Origin of the sequence: Yersinia sp. 2541 StPb PI, from assembly GCF_052217145.1 — a bacterium.
Lineage (GTDB): Bacteria > Pseudomonadota > Gammaproteobacteria > Enterobacterales > Enterobacteriaceae > Yersinia > Yersinia enterocolitica_E.
In genome coordinates this window covers 1974781-1994243 of sequence record NZ_JAZGQB010000001.1, presented here as the reverse complement: position 1 = coordinate 1994243, position 19463 = coordinate 1974781, and the positions used below count along the sequence as shown (strand labels likewise).

Here is a 19463-nt window from a genome sequence, read left to right as displayed (position 1 = left end):
TAATGATGATGATCATAATCTATAAAGTCAATTGGTTTGATTATGATCATCATCAATGTATACTTAAACCCTACTTTTGAGAGGGGCAGGAAAGCATGAAAGTGTCGAAAGAGCAGGTTCGGGAAAACCGAATGCGCATTGTTGAAACGGCCTCAGAACTTTTTCGTGAGCGCGGTTACGATGGCGTGGGCGTCGCGGAACTGATGTCAGCGGCAGGCTTAACCCACGGTGGGTTCTACAAGCACTTTGGCTCTAAGGCTGATCTGATGGCGGAGGCAATGAGCTGCGGTTTTACGCGATCCGCCGAAAGCACGGCAGGTGTAAACCGGGAAAAATTTGTTGAATACTATCTCTCCCGACAACATCGCGATGACATGGGAAAGGGGTGTGTGATGTCGGCACTGGGCACCGATACAGCCCGTCAATCTGAGTCAATCAAGGCGACATATGCGGCCGGAATTGAACGTCAGCTGGCCGTTTTAGGAAATGAAAATAATGGGGAAGGCGGAACGCGTGCTGAACTCATCGACACCATTGCACATCTTGTTGGTGCCTTGGTGCTGTCCCGTGCCTGCCCAGATGATTCCGCTCTGGCAGATGAGATTCTGGATGTGTGCCGCACACGTCTTCTCAGTCAGGATGCACGTAAGGATTGAATTTGCCGGGCAACAGGGAATTTTTTCTGAGCAGTGCATATTAATAAAGTATCCACGTCCGCTTCTGGCACAGAGCAGCCGAAGCAACATCAGGGGACTGCTATGAGCGAGGAGCGGAAGTTGGCCTTACACCGCATTGATGTATAACTGTGTTTGTAAGTGCGCTGTAGTAGCGACTATCTACGCTTTTCAAGGCTGTCCATGAAAATCCCAGCGCGATGACCCCATTACGTCGTAGACGTGCTGATCCGTAAATGGTGGGAATAATGTACGTTTAGAAGCTTCCACTAAAGCATGACAATAACCTTCATCGCCGCTCTTTATGATGAAATTTTGTAGGGTACCATCAATTTTGAAATCGAGGTGTGCATCACATCTTTTACCACCCCAAGCATGGGGCTCAATGAGGGCTGCATCAAGTGCTTTTTTGATACCCAAGGCCTGGTAACCAAAAAGGTCTTTATCTGATACCTTCCCAGAACGGTTGTAGGTGCAAGAGTTAAGTGCGCTATTTTTATGACAATCCTTAGGAGTTAGTGGTGCGCATCCTGTAACAGTTGCCGCCAGTATCATCAACATCAATATTTTAGTCATGCCTAAATCCGTCCATGGTGATTTGCATTAAGTTGTGCTTGCAAATAGTAGTTTGGGTTATTATACCATTCAATCTAGTCCGTGACCTGCCCCCTAATTTTTAACGCAACGCGATGTTAGCGACGTCCATATGTACTCTTTCAAAACTGGTTACGTCAGCTTCTGGCACCAATGGGACGACCAGAGACGAAAGTCAGTACATTATGCCAGGAACTGGGGATAACCAGGCAAACGCTATACAGGCATATATTTCCTGATGGTCAGCTGCGTTCTGACGGAATAAAACCTCTCAACCGGAGTTAGACCAGTTAATTAATTCTTTTTATTGAAGGTATTATATGATTATGAATGGTAAAAATGGTCATTTATATTATCGAACAAAAGGTAATGGTCCTCTTGTAGTACTATTACATGGCTTACTGATGGATGGAAATTCATGGCTCACTAATGGGTTGGTTGAGGCTCTCAGCCACAAATTTTGTGTCGCATATCCTGACATGTTAGGGCATGGAATGAGTGATAAGCCAGTTGAAATTGGTCTTTATGAGCAGGAAAAACAGGCATTAAATATAAAATTATTAATCAATGCATTAGGGTGCCAACAGGCTCATGTAATAGGCTATTCTTCGGGGGCTTGGCTGGCTGCAGGATTAGTAAAATACCATCCAAAAGCCCTGTCTTCACTGGTTATTGGGGGATGGGATGTTGAAAATGGCCTTCCTGAAGGCCCAAATGGAAAACTGGATTTTGATACATTTTTTGCGTACGCAAAAATTACTGCCCCTGAATTAACCGACTGGATAACACCAGCTACAGAACCAGCAGTACGTGCATATTTCAATGCAATCAGCTCGTACGATGGTTTTTATGATTCGGTACAGCTTACTCAGATCAACACTCCTAAATTATTTTGGGCTGGACTGGAAGATGTTTACTACCGACAACTAAATTACTGGACCGAAGCGAACAAATTTGCGTTCATTTCGGCAACGGGAGATCATGTAAGCGCAATACTCAAGCCTGAACCTGCCATCATCAGTGAAATTTGTAAATTTGTTACACAAGCGGAATATCAAACCTCAGTATAGTTTTAACCGCAGGAAAAATCTGAGATTCCGGCGTAAAACCCTGATCTGTGAAATACGCTCTAACGTTTTATTTTTGCTCATGGCTGCTTAAAGTCTTTGCTACGGCAGCTTCGAGCGCAGGCTGTGTGAAAACTCATAGCTTCAAGTAACCAAACAATATTTCTCATCTGTGTTTTAATAAAGTCGTTTAAGTTGACGAAGTAATCTGTGTTTTTTTTCGGGTGACTCAGGAGTTTTTAAAGCGGGGAAGAACCTGATATTTGTTGTTACTGGAGGGTAAAACGGCTGGAACCGTTAGCCGTATTGTTCCTGTAGTTGAATTATCAATCCTTCAGTACCCCATATTGATAGCATCCTTTTCAGGTTATAAGCCAATATATGAAGGCTGATTTCTGTACTGACATTTTTAAATTTCCGCATCAGGAAGTGTGTTGCACCCATCCACATTTTAATTGTCCCAAACGGATGTTCTACCGTTTGCTTTCGCATGACTACCGCTTGAGGAAATGCCTCAAGCCGGGCATGCATTTCTTCCATTTCAGCTTCATGAACCCAGCGCCGTATACGCCTTGGATCGCGTTTTGATGTCGTGCACCTGGAACGCTGGCTGCAATCGCGACAGGCAATATTGTTAAAGTACAACTGTTGCTCCAGTCCGTCCTCTATTGAGGTAAATCGATTCTGAAGCTCATTGCCCATTGGGCATACATAAACATCTTTTTCCCTGTTATATCTGAACATTGAGCGGTTATAGAGCCCCTTACGTTCAGCACCAGAGGTATCTCCCTTTGGCACCAACGCCACGGCTCCGCTATCCAGAACTGTTTTAATATCACTGCGACTGTAATACCCTTTGTCGGCAAGTACTGTTATGTCCTTCCGGCCAACAGCTTTCTGAGCCAGTGTTGCTACTGAACCAAGTTGCCCATTATCTGTTGTGTTGGTGACTTCATGCGCAACAATCAAATGGTTCTTCGTATCCACAGCTGTCTGAACGTTGTAGCAAACTTGCCGGTTCATATTATTTGTTTTCATCAACCGGGAGTCAGGGTCGGTTAAAGAAAGTTGTTTATCTGGCTGTTGTGCGATTGCTTGTTGGATCTCCTGAAGCTCACGTAAACGCTTTTTTAGCCAGGCCAGTTTAGTGGCTGTTAACTTTGTGTTTGCATCGGGCTCAGTATTCTTGTCGGCTTCATCCAGCTTGTTTAAATAAAAAGTAATACTTTGCTCAACGCGCTCAATATGGTCTTTGGCTTTCTGGGATGTGAAGTTGTTGGGTTTGCTGTTTACTGCTTTGAATTTGCTGCCGTCAATGGCAACAACGACATCAGTGAACATTTGCATTTGCCGGCACAGGCCAATAAAGGCCCGACAGGCATTCCTGATACCTTCACCGTTATCTTTTCTGAAATCTGCAATGGTTTTAAAGTCAGGCGTTAATCGTTCAAGTAACCACATCAGTTCAACGTTCCGATGGGCCTCTTTTTCCAGTCTGCGGGAGGACTGAATTCGGTTGAGATATCCGTAAATGTACAGCTTCAGTAGGGTGGCAGGGTGATATCCGGGCCGTCCGGTTCGTTTTGCATCAACTCTTCTGAAACCAAGAGAATCAAGCTGTAACCCATCTACAAATATATCAACCACTCTGACGGGGTTATCTTCAGTGACAAAATCGTCCAGTGCATCAGGGAGCAATGTCACCTGATGCCTGCCATGTCCTTGAATGTGATTGGCCATGTTGGTACCACAGTATTCACTTGTATGTTTATAATTTTAATAGAAAAGTAAGTATGTTGCATGGGTTTATAAAGAATGGTTGATCATATGCAACCATCGCTTAGACCAAAAAGTGATCAGGTGTTTTCACACAGCCTGAGCGAGGTGCGGAAGTTAGAACTGAAAAATACATTCCTGGTATCAGCGGATCGAATGTTTCAGAATAGAACGTGGAGATTTAGTCAATCCAGGCTGGGTGAAATTTTTATTTCAGTGATAATCAAAACCCGGACAGCGTTGTCACACAGGAGCAATACGGGCAGTATGGATGCGATCTGAAACAATAATAAATAAGGGATTTTAATGTTCCGAAAATCGACTCTGATAACTTTACCCCTGCTGATGACGTCTATCTTCCTGCTGACAGGATGCTCCCCAGCACCGGATCTAACACAGTGGCAACGTCCTGATACGGATATCGACGGCGTGCGCGTCGCGATGGGTAAATGCGGCGTGCAACTCCCCGGCTCCGATATTCCCAAAACGGATAATGAGTCAGTTCTGTATTACCAATGCATGGAGAATATGGGGTTTACCCGTAAAGACGGATTCAAAATTTGCAGCGTTCGTGTTTACCATGATACACCAGCCTGCCTCAAGCAAGAGCAGGGGTATCCCTTGAGTCAGAGTCAGCTAGAAGCGCTGCCTTTTGTTGCAGACAGAGGGTTTCATCCGATTAAGCCGGATTCCGGCGTGAGCAAGTTTTCCTTGATTACCTGGCGTAAAGTGGGAGCCTCGCTGCATTTTTCTCATGAAGTTGAAAACGACAAGCAAGCACTGGCGGTGATGTATCAATGCGGTTATCCGCAACCGTTGGGTTCGACGCCTTACGTGCCGACGCTGCGCAAAGCCGCTAATATTCAACGATGCATGCTGGATAAAGGTTTCGAGCCGAAAAACAAACTCAATCTAGTATGTCGCAATTACCCGCAGGTCACTGACTGCTCAAAACATCACTCCTCCCCCTGAACTAGCCCTGAAGAAGCTGTATAGGCACTGTCGTTATCTCCCCCATATATGATCTCTGAGGAAGTTTTTTTGGCCGATGATGGGATTTTCCACGACGACATATTCATAATCAAACCTCCTCCAATGATTATGTTGGTCTCTCGAGAGCGAGGATCAGACATAATTGATCTGCCCCAATCCAGATAAGGGTACCGTTATTTTCTCTTAGGTTCCCAGACACATGTGATGCCGCAAACCTTTTCGATGAACGCACAAAGAGCTGCCGCACCTTCTTCAATCGTGTTGTAAGGCTCCGAACCGTAAATTTCGTTTTTCCCGTTGAACCAACTACGATGTTCTGGCCGTATATCAACTGAAGTGAAGCGTTTCAGACAATCTGGGCTGGTACGAATCCGAAAACCACCATTTTTGTCGCGCTGAAGCATATGTACACCAGTGGTATTGTTACCTTTAGTGTTAGCAAGATTGACCATTTTCGATTCCTATTTGTATTAAGATGATTCTGAGGATAAACACACCACTAATCGTTGTATTTGCTCAACAGGGACCCGAATTTAACGATATTTAGATAATTTTTATAACCCATCGAGTCGAGAGTTACCAGATAACAGGTTGGTGAATTTTAGCAAAACCAGCACCGCTATAACGAATTACATCACGTGGCCACCAGTTGGGTATATATTCCCGCCATTGGTCGGGTTCGTATGCTGTTGAGTAGGTAATAGCTCCCGTCGTAGTCACTCGGAGATATGAGGGTGTTTTCAGTAATTGACTGTTTTGACGGACGCTAAATAAAAAAGGCCACCAAATTGGTAGCCTTAAAATTATTCTGTAGTGATCGGGATGTTCTCTGGCTATATCAGTTTTAATCTATATATATTAATAACGAGCTAATTATATAAAACACATTTATAAATAATCTATTTTAATTCAATTAATTGAACTTATATATTCATTGACGGGAACGATCCCTTCGGTAAAATGAAATCAACATAACTTTCCCTGGTGTTGGCCGAATTGGCATCCCTTACCAAATAAGATAGAGGTAAGGGCTTTTTTTTGCGCCTAATAATCATATTGGATTGGTCGATGAAATATAATGCAGTGATAGCTAACTACCACGGGTAGGACGACTGAGCCACAATCATCAAAAAGCAACTGTCACGGCAAGTTATAATTTACACTAGCAACATAAACAATTAGTAAATATCGCTCATTTTTATTGAGCTCCTCGCCCCCCCAAAAAAAATGAATAAAAAATCACCGAAGTGAGCCTTAAAAATTGTCGTGAATTGATCGCTTAGCGTTGCATAAAACTAGTGACTAAAATTAAATCTATTACACTATAAAAGCACTCGGTGTAGCCCTGACTATAGCAGTTTCAATTAGCTAAACGTGACAGAGCTCGCAAGCACTCTTATCCGAAAGTTATAACCCTTTCGATGTTAAACGTGCCACGTGCTCGACAAATAGTTGAACAGGGTTGGTACTGCTGGTAACAACCCCCGCAGTTTGATTGATAGCATCCAGGTGATCCATTGAATAATCAGAGCGGATAACTTTGCCGAGATGCATACTATAGCGCCCAACCAACCCATCATTCTGTAAACGTTCTTTTGTGAACAGAAATGAGAGGGCAACCATTGAAATATGCAGCGGATCAAAATTATTGAGTCCCTGCTCAATCGGGTTGTAATTAATCACCCCACCCCAAGAATAATAATAAACGCCATTCTCATATTCTTTACCTTCGCCTCCCCAATTGCTTGGCAAACCCTGCGGATATTTGGCATTGAATTTAGCGACGCCTTCGCTGGTGAGCGAGTTAAGTGCTGCGACACTGTCTTGTGGCAGCGAGGGACGACCAGTCATAATGGAAAGGAATGAGCCAAAAACGTTCATCACTGCGCCCGCAATCGCTTCTGGAAGGGAGCCTGGTTTCATCGCCAAACGGACCAGATCGGCAATTTCCGAGCCAAAGTTTGCCCCATTAACGGAGGTAACAGACGCAACCAGTTCGGGATGAATGGCGGCGACGTAGCGGCAGGCCAAAGGGCCTTGGCTGTGACCAATCAGGTTGACCTTGTGGGCTCCGGTTAATTGGGTGACTTGTTTTACAAAACTGAGTAATTGTTCACCACGAGCTTCATTACTGTTTTCTGCCGATATAGAGGCAGTGAATACAGTAGCTCCGGCTTTTTCCAGTGCTTGCTGAATACCGAAAAAGTAAGGATAGATTCCAGCAATCTTATCGAAACCACTGAAACCGTGAACGAGAATAATGGGATATTTTAATGAATTAGACATGATGAATACCTTTTAGGATTATTTGTCCATGTGGTCGAAATAAATAGTAAATCAAGGTGATGACTCCAATCCGTCATTACTGTTGTGTGGCGAGTAATACAAAGAATGCGTAATGGTGACGCTGTTGAACATTAATAGGACATGTGCTTTTCAATGAAGGTATCCGCCCATTCCACAAACCAAAAAGCCCTGACTTATGTCGGGGCTTATCATTTTTGAAGTCGGTTACGGTTCCGGCGTCAACACCTAACGATGTGCTGACCACATACCTTTAAATGTACTTCTGTGGTGGCGGGGAATTCGCCGATGTCGTTTCACTGGTGTTCCACTTGTATCCCCACATATCGGTGCCGGCTTTCTCCACATTCGGCTGGATACTGTTTCACAACGATTGGATTAACCAATCCAGTACCCATGCGAATGTAGAAATGAAAAAAAGGCCAAAATTAAATAGCACCATAATCATTTCATTATTAACTAGTATACGATTCATCAATGATCCATGTATTTATTTTGACACTCATTAAATATTTCAAGTATATGGACGTGAGCATATAAAAACTCACCTGCAAATTTGGAGAAATCATTATGTTTAAAATTATAAAGTTTGGAGCGGTGGCATTGTTGTTTACAATAGCAATCCCTACGTTTGCTTGTGTCTCTATGGGTGTTAGTCACACGTGTAATAAAGATTGTAATTCTTGGTCAGAGCCTTGGTACGCACTTTGTATATATGGTGGAGAACAACATCGATAGCTAATAAAAAGCTCCTGAGCAATTAACTCAAGGGCTGGAAAGTTGCCTGTTTTTCCCAACCATTACTTCACATCAGTAAGGTACACTTAGCTTCTTTTGGAAAGTCGATAGTGTGGATCTGCCCAGCGCTCATGCGAATGAGCCCTCCAGTAATTACAGCTCCCACCAATAATTCAACGGCATTGCTGAGAGATACTATCCGTCCCGCGAGGGCATATCTCTGAAGAACTTGGGTACGGCATTGGTATCCAACTCCAAGAACAAGCAGACAATGGTAAACACAAAATAACAGCAATTAACATTCTCATAAATCACATCCCTATCATTTGTTAAGGGAATATATCAAAATATTAATAACCCATTTTTAAACGAACAGTGATTTACTTAAAATAAAAAGCCCCGGCGATTAACCGAGGCTTTGAGTTTGGTGCTGTGATAGCTGACCCTGTAACCGTACCAATGATAATGCAATCCTTGCACCAAGGTAACTATCACAGCACTATATAATATACAGTGCAATTATAAACAAACATTAAACATGACCAGTTTTATAGTGGGCATGACTCACAAAACAGCCCCCCTATAACTATTAACTCAAGGGCTGGAATAGTTGCCAATATCTCATAGATATGATTACCAACAGAGAGGCGCACCGGGCAATTTTCCGTAGGGGTCTACGCATCAATTTATAAGCACGCCATCAGCAAGGTTACTTTTCAGATAATTCAGTCTACTAATGCAAACTCCAGAAAAGACAAAACCCCGCACAAAGGCGAGGTTTATTTGACTGAATAAGCGCTACTTCATAACCAACTCTTATCATACTAATACACTTTTTGCGGCCGCACCAACACTTTCATCATAAATTTCTGACTTCATTGTTGCAGGGTCCATTTCTAGGCAAACGTCTATCATCGACAAGCAACCATCAACAAATCCTTCGGCCATCTGCATGCTCACCCTGACGGCTCTTTCATCCCGTTTCTGCTGCCGAGCAATGGCCCGTTTTGACTGATTCAACACATAATGCCGTATAATCAGTTCGTACTCATCAGGTCGATATTGATTTAGTCAGGCAACCCGCTAACTGGAAAGGAGTTATCTCTCGGCAAAATTGCCCGGCGAGACGCCATATCCCAAGCCATTGAAGCCAATAATTTCATTGAACAAAACTACACTCCTGTCGCGCTACTAGAAAAGCTCAAAGGCACGCAGGAGTACACACTGGCGGCATGGCTAAAACGATATGACGTCATCTATAAGCGCCGGGAATTGGCCGAAAACACCTATAAAGTTCGCAAGGGACAAATAGCCATGATCAGCGAAAAGATGGGCAACAAGGTGTTAGCTAAAATCAGCACGCGCCATATTGCAGAGTTTTTAGAGTTTTGGGTGGCACAGGACAAAAAAACTATGGCCGCTACTATGCGGTCAGTGTTGTCTGATATTTTCCGAGAAGCGATTGTCGAGGGCCATATAGATAATAATCCGGTGACACCGACACGCTCAGCTAAACCAGTGGTGAAACGTGAGCGCCTGGAACTGGATCAGTATCTCGCTATTCGTGAGGTCGCTGACACATTACCGGCGTGGTTTGGGCTATCAATGGATCTGGCGCTAGTCACTGGCCAACGACGTGAGGATTTATCTCTGATGCGCTTTGACCAGATTGTTGATGGCAGATTACAGATAGACCAAGGCAAAACCGGAGCCATGATCTCCCTGCCCTTAGATCTTGAACTTAAAGCCGTTGGCCTACGCCTTAGCACCGTGATTGAACAATGTAGATTAGCCAGTAAAACAGATTTTATGATAAGTGCTGGCATCAGAAAAAATAGCCCTGATGGATCACTGCATCCAGATAGCCTGACAAAGAAATTCGTAACGGCGAGAAAAGGAACAGATTTTCGTTTTGATGAGAGTCCGCCAACTTTTCATGAGATCAGAAGCCTAGCCGGACGATTGTATGAAAAGGAAAAAGGTAAGGAATTTGCGATGAAACTGCTGGGGCATAAATCGGAAAAAATGACGAACAAGTATCTTGATACGAGGGGGAAAGAATACGTAATGTTATAAAAAGGCCGAATATCAAATTTCGATAAACCTAAAATCCACATTTAAAATCAAATAGTTAAAAAAAGACCGAATACGATTCCTATATTCGGTCTAGGGAAATGGCTCTTGGGAGAGAGCCGTGCGCTAAAAGTTGGCATTAACGTAGGCTTATTCAGCCGTACTCCTTAAGCGTAGTCGAGTACATGTGTTTCGCCAACTTGGCAATAGAACTAATTAATTACGGTTGTAAACTAATCTGAATGGCGAAAACTCAAACCTATTACTAGTAATAGTAATCATTTGAAAAATACGGGTTAATATTGGTGAGTCTCACAATTTCAGGTTTAATTTTGACACAATGACATTGCATGCTGCTGGAAAGGCGCCAAGCTCATCTTCTGCCCAGGGTTGTTACTGTCATCTAACAACAAAATATCTAACGGCTTCGCTAATACAAGGCCAGATTTCATCTGCTCGGTAGCAATATCATTGAGGGGATATTGCGCTAACGTACTCGGGTTAATCACAAATAAAGCATTACCTGGGCGGCATTCCAGCATCACTTCTTCTCGGGTAAATGCCCATTGCTTACCAAATTCAAATTTACTGACCGTCACTATCTTTCCAGCAGCAATAGCGTTAATTGATAGCATCAGCAACGATAACGTCAGCACAAAACCTTTCATCTTAATTATCCTCAATTAATTGATTGCTTAGATTTTCTCGCATCCAAAGGCTCCAATGCAAGCTCAGTAGCAATATCTGTTACTTATAGCTTTACCCTATACCGGTGCCATAGTGGCAAAAACACTGACTAAGAGTAATACCGCTACACCGAGGATAATTTCCACACAACTATTTACCACTAGCCAATAGTGAGCTTTAGCGGGTAATTGCTTAAGCAATGGAACGATGAGATAACGATTAATCAGTGCAACAATAATCATAAACATCACCAATAACACTTTGCAGAGCAGAAGTATCTGATAAGTAGATGTCAGCGTCAGCGCGGTATCGCCCAGTATAATGATGCTGTTAATAACACCACTCGCCAGTACCAATGCTACGGCCAGATGTCCCCAGCTTGAGAATCGAATCAACGTAGTGATGGCTTCACGTTTGACATCATTATTGCGGGTATAAACGAGGCAAATCAGCAGCGCTGGTAAGCAACCCAGCCAGTAACCCGCACTGAGCAGATGTATGATTTGATTAGTTTGGTGAATCCATCCCACGACTCCAGCATGCATCGCCGCATGCCCGGTAAAAGCAAGACTCGCGAGTAACAACGTTGAGCAGCCCGCTATCAGTCGATAGTTGCTACGAGTTGAACCCAGCAACACTATCCACATAATCAAAATGGATAAACCCATATGCCATTGCCACACCTGGCCGAAGCGTGTACCAAATACCGACCACCAAACGGTCAATCGATAAGTATCAGCCCAACCATCACCCATCATTCCAGCCTGAACGGCTAAAAGTCCCACGGCAGAGATAAGCCCCAGAAAAGTACTGAAGATCAGTAGAGGTGACAGACGGGTTTTGAGTATTGAAGAGAATCGATCTGGTGCTAATACAGCGGTGAATATACTGATGCCAAACATCAGCATCACCGCCAGAAAATGCAAGAAGCGACACAGAACGAATAGAGCCGCCAGAGACATATTATTTCACAGTGAAGCTGTATGTGCCTTTGGTTTTATGACCATCGACAGACACCACGTGCCATGAAACATTATATTTCCCTGCTGTTAATGCATGATCAATAGGCAAAATCAACTGTGTGTTATTCACCGGATCCAATTTTAACGCACCAGTTTTCACTACATTGTTATCAGGGCCGGTAACTTTCACGCCACTGAAATTGAGTTCAATACCTTCAGAGAAACCCAGCGTCACTGCTTCTGGTGCTGAACCGATAGTGGTATCGGCAGCTGGCGACTCTATTTTCAGGTGTGCGTGAGCCAGAGCTTGCTGGCTAGATAGCCCAACAAACAACACAATAAGCGCCGAAAGCATGCGGCAAGAAGAACGGACTTTGCGAATAAACATAGTATCCCTTAATCAATGGGGAAAAGAATCAATCTGCTACCAACCATATCCTATATTGGCAGCGCGAACCCCTATCACTTCCAGTCAATTGCACTACCTGTGAGATAGCACACAAAACAAAACGCCAAATTCTGAGTGGTGATTGAAATATCACCAATAATTGGGCAGCAATTCAACTCACTGCCTTGTCGTTATTGCAAATGATAACGATTTGAATATAGCAAGTCGAGAAACCATAGCTAAACAATATGCAATTAGCACGAAAACAATAAGATGGAGGGAGTTGTGTAGCTAAGTTAGCGGGGAAAAACGAAAATCGCAGTTCCTGATTCTGTTGATCGAGAATCAAAAACTGCGTCAATCACTCTAACAATACAGATTAAGCTTGAACGTGGCTTTGGGCCGCCATTGTTTTCAGATCTTTATCAACGAAGAACAATGAATTACCGCTGTTACCCACCAAGGCCAGTTTATCAAGAATGGATTTGAACAGTTTTTCTTCTTCATGCTGCTCAGCCACATACCATTGCAGGAAATTGAACGTGGAATAATCGTGGTTTTCCATTGCTGCATGAGCGAGTTCATTAATTTGAGTAGTAATAAGCTGCTCATGCTCGTAAGTCTGCTTGAATACATCAGCCAGAGAAGCAAAATCAATTGGTGGGGCGCTGATCGTACCCAAAACCGGCATAGAGCCTGTCCCGCTGAGATATTCGAACAAACGCTGCATGTGCTGCATCTCTTCTTGAGAATGCTCTTTTAAAAATGCCGCAGCACCTTCAAAACCTTTATCGCTGCACCAGGCACTCATTTGCAGGTAAAGATTCGCAGAGTAAAACTCCAGATTAAGCTGCTCATTGAGCTTTTTTGCCATTTCTGTTTTCAACATAATAATTCCCTTATTTTTATAATGCAGGTAAGCGATGATTATTTTTCGTATTATGCCAAGATAAATACAAAATAAGAACACCCCATTTACAATAAAAACATTAAAAAGATAAAGACAACTCAACCACTTGATTTAAATCATAAAATAATAAATCCCACAAATTACCGTAATTATTATAAGAATCATTCACATTACCGGCAAAATACTAAAAGGAATGATTATTATTTGATTTTCACCTTAAAATAATAATTAATTACAGTGGGTATTAATATTATCCCAATACAGATAACCGATTAATGTGATGGTTTGGTCACATCCGCTACTTGCCAATCCACGTTACCTGCATTACCTTTTGCGCCATACCCCCACAGCCTAAGAAGGAGAAAACGATGGGATATAATCTGACGGAGCTTTCTGACGAAGAAACGGCAAAAATGAATGTTGATTTAGCCGCTTCAGGTGTGGCGTTTAAAGAGCGTTACAATATGCCAGTGATTGCTGAAATGATCGCCCGGGAACAGCCGGAAGAACTGCGTGAGTATTTTTTACAACGCTTAGCTCACTACCGTGCTGAATCAATTAAATTCTCACGCTTACCGTATGAGCCCAAGATAAAGTAAGCGACTAAAAACTCCCGCAGGTATCAAGTTGCGGGAGTGGACCGAATAAGACAATTATGACTTACGCGCAAATCTATCTGTAGCCAGAATCAACTGGTGCAGAATTCCTGGCTCATCAAAGGAATGCCCCGCACCTTCGACAATATGCAATTCAGCCTCTGGCCAGGCTTGTGCTAAATCCCAGGCATTCTGTGGCTGGCACGCCATATCATATCGACCATGAATAATAACTGCTGGAATATGACGAATACGTGTCACGTTATCCAACAATTGGTTATCACTGTCTAAAAAACCTAGATGGGTAAAATAGTGATTTTCAATACGGGCAAAGGCCAGAGCAAAATCATCTTCGCCAAAGGAAGCAGAGCTTTTGGTCGGTAATAATGTAACAGTTTCACCTTCCCATAAACTCCAAATTTTGGCAGCCTCCAGTTGTACCGCCTTGTCAGGTGATGTCAGCCGCTTACGGTAAGCAGCAGTAATATCACTCCGTTCTTCTGGCGATAAAATGGAAAGTATACGTTGCCATTTATCTGGGAAAAAACGAGAGGCCCCATCCTGGTAGTACCAATTCAACTCTTTTTTGCGTAGTGTGAAAATTCCACGCAGAACCATCTCACTGACCCGTTCGGGGTGTGTTTCACCATAAGCCAATGCGAGTGTTGAGCCCCATGAACCACCAAAGATCAGCCACTTATCTACATCCGCCATTTTGCGTAGCCGTTCGATATCATCGACCAAATGCCAGGTTGTATTATTGTCCAGACTGGCGTGGGGTTTTGAACGACCACATCCACGTTGATCAAACAGCAGCACTTTATATTTTTTAGGGTTAAAAAGTTGCCGGTGATAAGGTGCAATACCCCCTCCCGGTCCACCATGTATAAATACAGCTGGTTTACCTTCTGGGTTGCCACAGAGTTCCCAATAAATCTGATGCCCATCGCCGGTGTCTAATAAACCACTGTCGTAGGGTTCATACGCTGGATAAAGCCCACGTAATTGTTCCATTATTTTTCCATGTTTGTTATTAGACATTAAAGTTATCAAAGCCTATACAGCACGCAGGGTCAACGATAAAACATCACATTTACGCCAATCAGCCAATTAATTCCTCCAACTGGCGATAATTACGCCATATCTCAATGCATTCTGCGCAGTTATATCCTCGGGATAACACGATTTAAACGGTAACAAGATAAATTAAGATTTAATAATACTGTTGTTAAACAATAGATTAATTGCATTGATGCTTTATCTCCTTGCAACTTACCCTCATAAGGTGGTTAATAGGTGGGCGTACCAACCTAACCGAAGGTAAAGAGAGGCAAGCCATGAGTAAGGGAATGGACAGCAAAAAGAACGCGAAGAAAAAGCCACTAAAAACTCCAGCTGAGAAAAAAGCGGAGAAACGCGCTAAGAAGTCATCTTCTACCAGCGCAGAATAAACGGGCTTTTCGTCTCGTCAGTCAACCCGCCATATTAGGCGGGTTTTTTGTTGCTATTATTTAGCAATAGTCGGTGGGAGATAGAAATGTATTTTCGTGTTATCGATACCGAAACCTGTGGTTTAGCCGGTGGGATTGTTGAGGTTGCTTCTATTGATTTAGTTGATGGAGCATTGGCTAACCCTATGAGTGATCTGATTAGTCCAGACCGACCAATCAGCATTGATGCGATGGTAATCCACCATATCACTGAAGAAATGGTAGAAGGCAAACCACGAATTGCGGTGGCGATTAGAAGATATCAAGGCAGCCCATATTATGTTGCCCATAATGCGCCTTTTGATCGTGGGGTATTACCGGAGATGGGCGGCCAATGGATTTGTACGCTTAAGCTGGCACGAATGCTCTATCCTGACATTAAGCACAGTAATCAATATCTGCGTTACGCTTTGCGACTGAATGTTTCAGTACCGGATAATCTATACCCGCATCGTGCTTTATACGACTGCTATGTCACTGCGGCGCTATTACAGCGCATTATGCAAGACTCTGGTTGGAACGCCGAACAAATGGCCGAGATAACACAGCAGCCGCTGTTATTACAGACATTTAAATTTGGGAAATACCGGGGCAAAAGCATTGAACAGATAGCCCGGCAAGACCCGGACTATCTGCGTTGGATGTTAGCTTCAATAACTGACCTTACGCCAGATATGCGCCATACCCTGACCTATTACCTGACGTAATATTCCTGACTAGATTAAGCCAAAGCCAGTATGAATGCATATTCCAAAGCGATGTCTTCATACGCTTTGAAACGGCCTGATTTACCGCCATGACCTGAATCCATATCGGTGTAGAGCAATAATTGGTGGTCATCCGTTTTCATTTCACGCAGCTTGGCGACCCACTTTGCCGGTTCCCAGTATTGAACCTGTGAATCATGTAAGCCGGTAGTCACCAGCATGTGCGGATAATCCTGAGCCTTTACCTGATCATAAGGACTGTATTGCTTAATATAGTCGTAATACGTCTTATCGTTCGGGTTGCCCCATTCATCATACTCGCCAGTGGTGAGAGGAATCGATTCATCCAACATGGTGGTTACCACATCAACAAACGGCACCTGTGCCACTACGCCTTTATATAACCCGGGTTCCTGATTGATGACCGTCCCCATCAACAAGCCACCAGCACTGCCTCCCATGGCAAATACACGGTTAGCATCACCATAACCCTCAGTTATCAATGCTTTGGTAACATCGATAAAATCGTTGAAAGTATTTAACTTGTTGAGCAATTTACCGTCTTCATACCACTGCTGTCCCAATTCTCCGCCGCCCCGAATATGAGCCAGAGCGAAGACAAAACCACGATCCAATAGGCTTAATCGGCTACCACTGAATGCGGGATCCATACTGCTGCCATATGAGCCATAGCCATAAACCAACAGTGGATTACTACCTGAAACAAAGTGATCTTGGTGATAAACCAATGAAACCGGCACTTTTACGCCGTCGGTTGCAGTGACCCATATCCGCTCGCTACGATACTTTTCCGGGGTGAAATTCTTCACTTCTTGCTGTTTCAGTAGCTGGCGCGTACCTGTATCCATATTAAGTTCAAACATTGAACTTGGTGTGGTCATAGAGGAGTAGCCATAGCGCAGCAATTCTGTTTCTGGCTCGGGGTTATAAGCCAGCCAGGTAACATAGGTTGGGTCATCAAAAGTAATGTATTTCTCTTCGTCAGTGGCCCAGTGAATCTGTCGTAAATGCGTCAGCCCTTCACTACGCTCTTCCACTACCAACCAATCACGGAATAGGCTGAAGCCCTCCAACATAACATCAGTTGTTGGCGCGATTAATGACACCCATTGAGATTCATCGACAAAATCACGTTGTTCCTTACCTTCTTCGGCTATTTTGTACAAACCGAAATTCTTGCCATCTTTATTTGAGCGTAAATAAAAATGTTGCTTATAGTGGTCCAACCCGTATTCATGGTCTTTACGGCGCGGTGCAAACATCTGTGGTGCGGATTCAGGCTTATCAGCATCCAGCAACAAGATTTCAGATGTAGTGGTACTGCTCAGATTAATAACAATGAAACGTTCAGATGTGGTTTTTTCCAGCCCAACATAAAATGTATCGTCAGTTTCCTGATAAATAAGTTGGTCCAATTGAGGGTCGGTTCCTACTACATGGCGATACACTTGATAAGGCAGTAATGTTTTTTCATGTTTGCGCACGTAATAGAGCGTTTTTGAATCATTGGCCCACTCAAAACTACCTGAGGTATTGCTGATAACTTCTTCGTGCCAAACATCACTTTGCAAATGTTTCACCCGAATATCATATTGGCGACGCGATAAGAAATCCTCTGCAACCGCTAATAGATGATTATCTGGGCTAACATCCAACCCACCCAAGGTATAAAACTCACTGTCCGCTGCCCGTTGGTTGCCATCCAATAACGTTTCCCAACTGCTATCAGCCCAAACCGGTTGACGCACGTAAATAGCATATTCATTACCCGGCTCAAAACGCGTCTGATAGCGATAGCCATTGCGGATATAGGGGACTGATTCTTCCTGTGGCGGAATTCGCGAAACCATCTCTTGATACAGGGTTTCTCGCAAAGGTTGTTGTGGCTGCAACACTGCGTTGGTGAAATCATTTTCAGCTTGCAAGTAGTTCAGAACATCGGCGTCAGTACGCTCGTCATCACGTAGCCAATAATAGTCATCTACACGGGTATCGCCGTGCATAGTTATTGGATAAGGGCGTTTATCGGCCTTTGGAGGTATGGTCATTGATTGAGTTATCCATCTGTGTTCGTTAACGCGAGAGTGACACGATTACCTGTGGATGCCAAGCACCAGCATATGCTTATAATTTAGCTGAAGGGAGCTAATTAAATGATAAATATGATTATAAAAGAGACCTGAGAGAGTATCCGCCGTGAGGGGGGATAAACAGGTACCAGATACGTTTCCTCCAGCACCTGTTTGGCAGCTATTAACTTTATGCAGACGTTATTCTACCCAGACCTATTTGAGTCAATTACTAATGAGAGGTATACCTATTTAGGGCCATTATAGGTAATGCTGCCAGCTTTGCAGTCAAGTACCACTTGGTAGGTTTTGTCACCCTTGTTACCACGAACAGTCATTGGAACCTGCCAGACATCATCCTGGCCTGTAATGTCTACCGCGCTAATCCAAACCACTGGGCTATCAGTACCCAATTGTTTCTTATCCGCTTCCCAACGCGTAATTCTGTTTTGCAGAAAATCTCGCTTAACCTGCGTTGCTACCTGAGATTGGTTTAAACCGGGGCAAGCAGGTAATTTCGCTACTCGCGGCTCTTGGGCCTGTACACCACTGGTGATACCCGCCAATGCAGTGATCAATACCAAGGCTAATCCTGTCTTTCTCATCATTCCTCCAAATATTATTATTTCTATCCTATGGTAGGAACGATGATTGAAAGGTAGGTTACAGAGTGAACAGCGTTGCAGGGTAATAATGATAACGCCGTTTAATTAACACCGCGTAAATTCAATCACATAAAACTGTTCCAGCCCAGGATAGATCTCCTTAATCACCTTTTTCAGCTCATCCAATGACATATTTTCTTGCTCCGCATGACGGTCAGACAGTGCCTCCAGCGTGATTGGCGTGACTGATTTGACCATAATGTGGCAGAAGAATACGCCATCTTCATTGCGACATACGCGCAAGGTTTCCCCTGGGCGGAAATCGGATTCACTGCTATCCCGGATGGTGATCGTCTTACGATCTGCCAGAATATCCGCCTCAAATCGGCTAAAGAAGGTGATTTCACGATTCATTTTAGATCCCTTTTTCACTTTCTGCTGAAAGTTGGCAAATTAAGCGGCTTGATTTTCTTCAGATTTGTTTTTTTTCTCTGGTACATTCTTTTCCGCTTTCACTTTTGCTTGCCCATCGACAGGAGTCGCAGGGTTAGCACCTCGAAGAATTTGCCCCAAAGCCTCTTTATTTTCTGCCAGGAAGAAACTCAGCGCTTCGCGTTGATCTTCTTCAAGGGTTAAGGGAGCCTGTGACAGCCACTCAGACAAATTGTCAGCCAAATCCAGCATTTTATCGTAAGCATCGGCTTCTTTTTTGGTTGTGAAAGTCATTTTTTCCTCACCCTGTCTTACCACGACGAATTTTATTTCAACGGCCATTGCTGTATGTCCTTTTCATGTCTTTCACGCCCACA

General features: G+C 43.6%; 18 protein-coding genes and 2 pseudogenes. 6 read left to right on the top strand and 14 right to left on the bottom strand.

Features of this window, described 5'->3' with window-relative positions; translation table 11 throughout:
• Positions 1-95 precede the first annotated feature (95 nt).
• Positions 96-656, top strand: coding sequence for a TetR/AcrR family transcriptional regulator (locus V1953_RS08795; protein WP_442850835.1), 561 nt, complete (start codon positions 96-98; stop codon positions 654-656).
• Positions 657-845: 189 nt separating this feature from the next.
• On the opposite strand, the gene V1953_RS08790 is transcribed toward V1953_RS08795, so the two are convergent.
• Positions 846-1250: a cell envelope integrity TolA C-terminal domain-containing protein gene (locus V1953_RS08790; protein ID WP_083158633.1), complete on the bottom strand. Its 405-nt coding sequence runs from the start codon at positions 1248-1250 to the stop codon at positions 846-848.
• A gap of 344 nt (positions 1251-1594) precedes the next feature.
• On the opposite strand from V1953_RS08790, the gene V1953_RS08785 reads away from it, so the two are divergent.
• Positions 1595-2338, top strand: a complete 744-nt coding sequence (locus V1953_RS08785) for an alpha/beta fold hydrolase (protein WP_442847787.1) — start codon at positions 1595-1597, stop codon at positions 2336-2338.
• 294 nt (positions 2339-2632) lie between these two features.
• Here the strand turns inward: V1953_RS08785 and V1953_RS08780 are convergent, their stop codons facing one another.
• On the bottom strand, positions 2633-4075 hold the full coding sequence (locus V1953_RS08780; protein WP_050089838.1) for an IS1182 family transposase: 1443 nt from the start codon (positions 4073-4075) through the stop codon (positions 2633-2635).
• Positions 4076-4417: 342 nt separating this feature from the next.
• On the opposite strand from V1953_RS08780, the gene V1953_RS08775 reads away from it, so the two are divergent.
• Positions 4418-5083 carry a hypothetical protein gene (locus V1953_RS08775; protein ID WP_442850834.1) on the top strand — a complete coding sequence of 222 codons (666 nt, stop codon included), beginning with the start codon at positions 4418-4420 and terminating at the stop codon, positions 5081-5083.
• 194 nt (positions 5084-5277) lie between these two features.
• On the opposite strand, the gene V1953_RS08770 is transcribed toward V1953_RS08775, so the two are convergent.
• From V1953_RS08770 to V1953_RS08760, 3 genes and pseudogenes are all read right to left on the bottom strand, one after another.
• Positions 5278-5556 (bottom strand): hypothetical protein, encoded by a 279-nt coding sequence (locus V1953_RS08770; protein ID WP_083158630.1) that lies wholly within the window; start codon positions 5554-5556, stop codon positions 5278-5280.
• A 955-nt stretch (positions 5557-6511) separates the two neighbouring features.
• Positions 6512-7390 (bottom strand): lipase family alpha/beta hydrolase, encoded by an 879-nt coding sequence (locus tag V1953_RS08765; RefSeq protein ID WP_083158629.1) that lies wholly within the window; start codon positions 7388-7390, stop codon positions 6512-6514.
• 1575 nt (positions 7391-8965) lie between these two features.
• Positions 8966-9217 (bottom strand): annotated as a pseudogene (locus V1953_RS08760) (antiterminator Q family protein); the annotation flags it as partial.
• 6 nt (positions 9218-9223) lie between these two features.
• Between V1953_RS08760 and V1953_RS08755 the strand changes: the two are divergent.
• A pseudogene (locus V1953_RS08755) lies at positions 9224-10222 on the top strand (tyrosine-type recombinase/integrase); the annotation flags it as partial.
• A gap of 323 nt (positions 10223-10545) precedes the next feature.
• Here V1953_RS08755 and V1953_RS08750 read toward each other — a convergent pair.
• From V1953_RS08750 to ftnA, 4 genes are all read right to left on the bottom strand, one after another.
• Positions 10546-10887, bottom strand: a complete 342-nt coding sequence (locus V1953_RS08750; protein ID WP_442850833.1) for a YebY family protein — start codon at positions 10885-10887, stop codon at positions 10546-10548.
• A gap of 96 nt (positions 10888-10983) precedes the next feature.
• A complete protein-coding gene (gene copD, locus V1953_RS08745; RefSeq protein ID WP_372569260.1) occupies positions 10984-11868 on the bottom strand; it encodes a copper homeostasis membrane protein CopD in 885 nt (294 codons plus the stop codon).
• A 1-nt stretch (position 11869) separates the two neighbouring features.
• The gene (gene yobA, locus V1953_RS08740; RefSeq protein WP_083158610.1) at positions 11870-12256 is read right to left on the bottom strand and encodes a CopC domain-containing protein YobA; all 387 of its coding nucleotides are present in this window, start codon (positions 12254-12256) and stop codon (positions 11870-11872) included.
• A 379-nt stretch (positions 12257-12635) separates the two neighbouring features.
• Entirely contained in the window at positions 12636-13145 is a 510-nt protein-coding gene (ftnA, locus tag V1953_RS08735; protein ID WP_083158609.1) for a non-heme ferritin, read from the bottom strand.
• Positions 13146-13534: 389 nt separating this feature from the next.
• Here ftnA and V1953_RS08730 point away from each other — a divergent pair, with 389 nt between their 5' ends.
• A complete protein-coding gene (locus tag V1953_RS08730) occupies positions 13535-13765 on the top strand; it encodes a DNA polymerase III subunit theta (protein WP_083158608.1) in 231 nt (76 codons plus the stop codon).
• A gap of 54 nt (positions 13766-13819) precedes the next feature.
• Here V1953_RS08730 and pip read toward each other — a convergent pair whose 3' ends face one another.
• On the bottom strand, positions 13820-14776 hold the full coding sequence (gene pip, locus V1953_RS08725) for a prolyl aminopeptidase (RefSeq protein ID WP_083158607.1): 957 nt from the start codon (positions 14774-14776) through the stop codon (positions 13820-13822).
• A 523-nt stretch (positions 14777-15299) separates the two neighbouring features.
• On the opposite strand from pip, the gene exoX reads away from it, so the two are divergent.
• Entirely contained in the window at positions 15300-15959 is a 660-nt protein-coding gene (gene exoX, locus V1953_RS08720; protein ID WP_083158606.1) for an exodeoxyribonuclease X, read from the top strand.
• A gap of 14 nt (positions 15960-15973) precedes the next feature.
• Here the strand turns inward: exoX and V1953_RS08715 are convergent, their stop codons facing one another.
• The 4 genes from V1953_RS08715 to V1953_RS08700 all read right to left on the bottom strand — a co-directional run bounded on the left by V1953_RS08715 (position 15974) and on the right by V1953_RS08700 (position 19428).
• Entirely contained in the window at positions 15974-18028 is a 2055-nt protein-coding gene (locus V1953_RS08715) for a S9 family peptidase (RefSeq protein WP_442850832.1), read from the bottom strand.
• Positions 18029-18297: 269 nt separating this feature from the next.
• Positions 18298-18654, bottom strand: a complete 357-nt coding sequence (gene yebF, locus V1953_RS08710) for a protein YebF (RefSeq protein ID WP_265331620.1) — start codon at positions 18652-18654, stop codon at positions 18298-18300.
• Positions 18655-18759: 105 nt separating this feature from the next.
• Positions 18760-19068: a N(4)-acetylcytidine aminohydrolase gene (gene yqfB / locus V1953_RS08705; protein ID WP_083158603.1), complete on the bottom strand. Its 309-nt coding sequence runs from the start codon at positions 19066-19068 to the stop codon at positions 18760-18762.
• 39 nt (positions 19069-19107) lie between these two features.
• Positions 19108-19428 carry a YebG family protein gene (locus V1953_RS08700; RefSeq protein ID WP_083158602.1) on the bottom strand — a complete coding sequence of 107 codons (321 nt, stop codon included), beginning with the start codon at positions 19426-19428 and terminating at the stop codon, positions 19108-19110.
• Positions 19429-19463 lie beyond the last annotated feature (35 nt).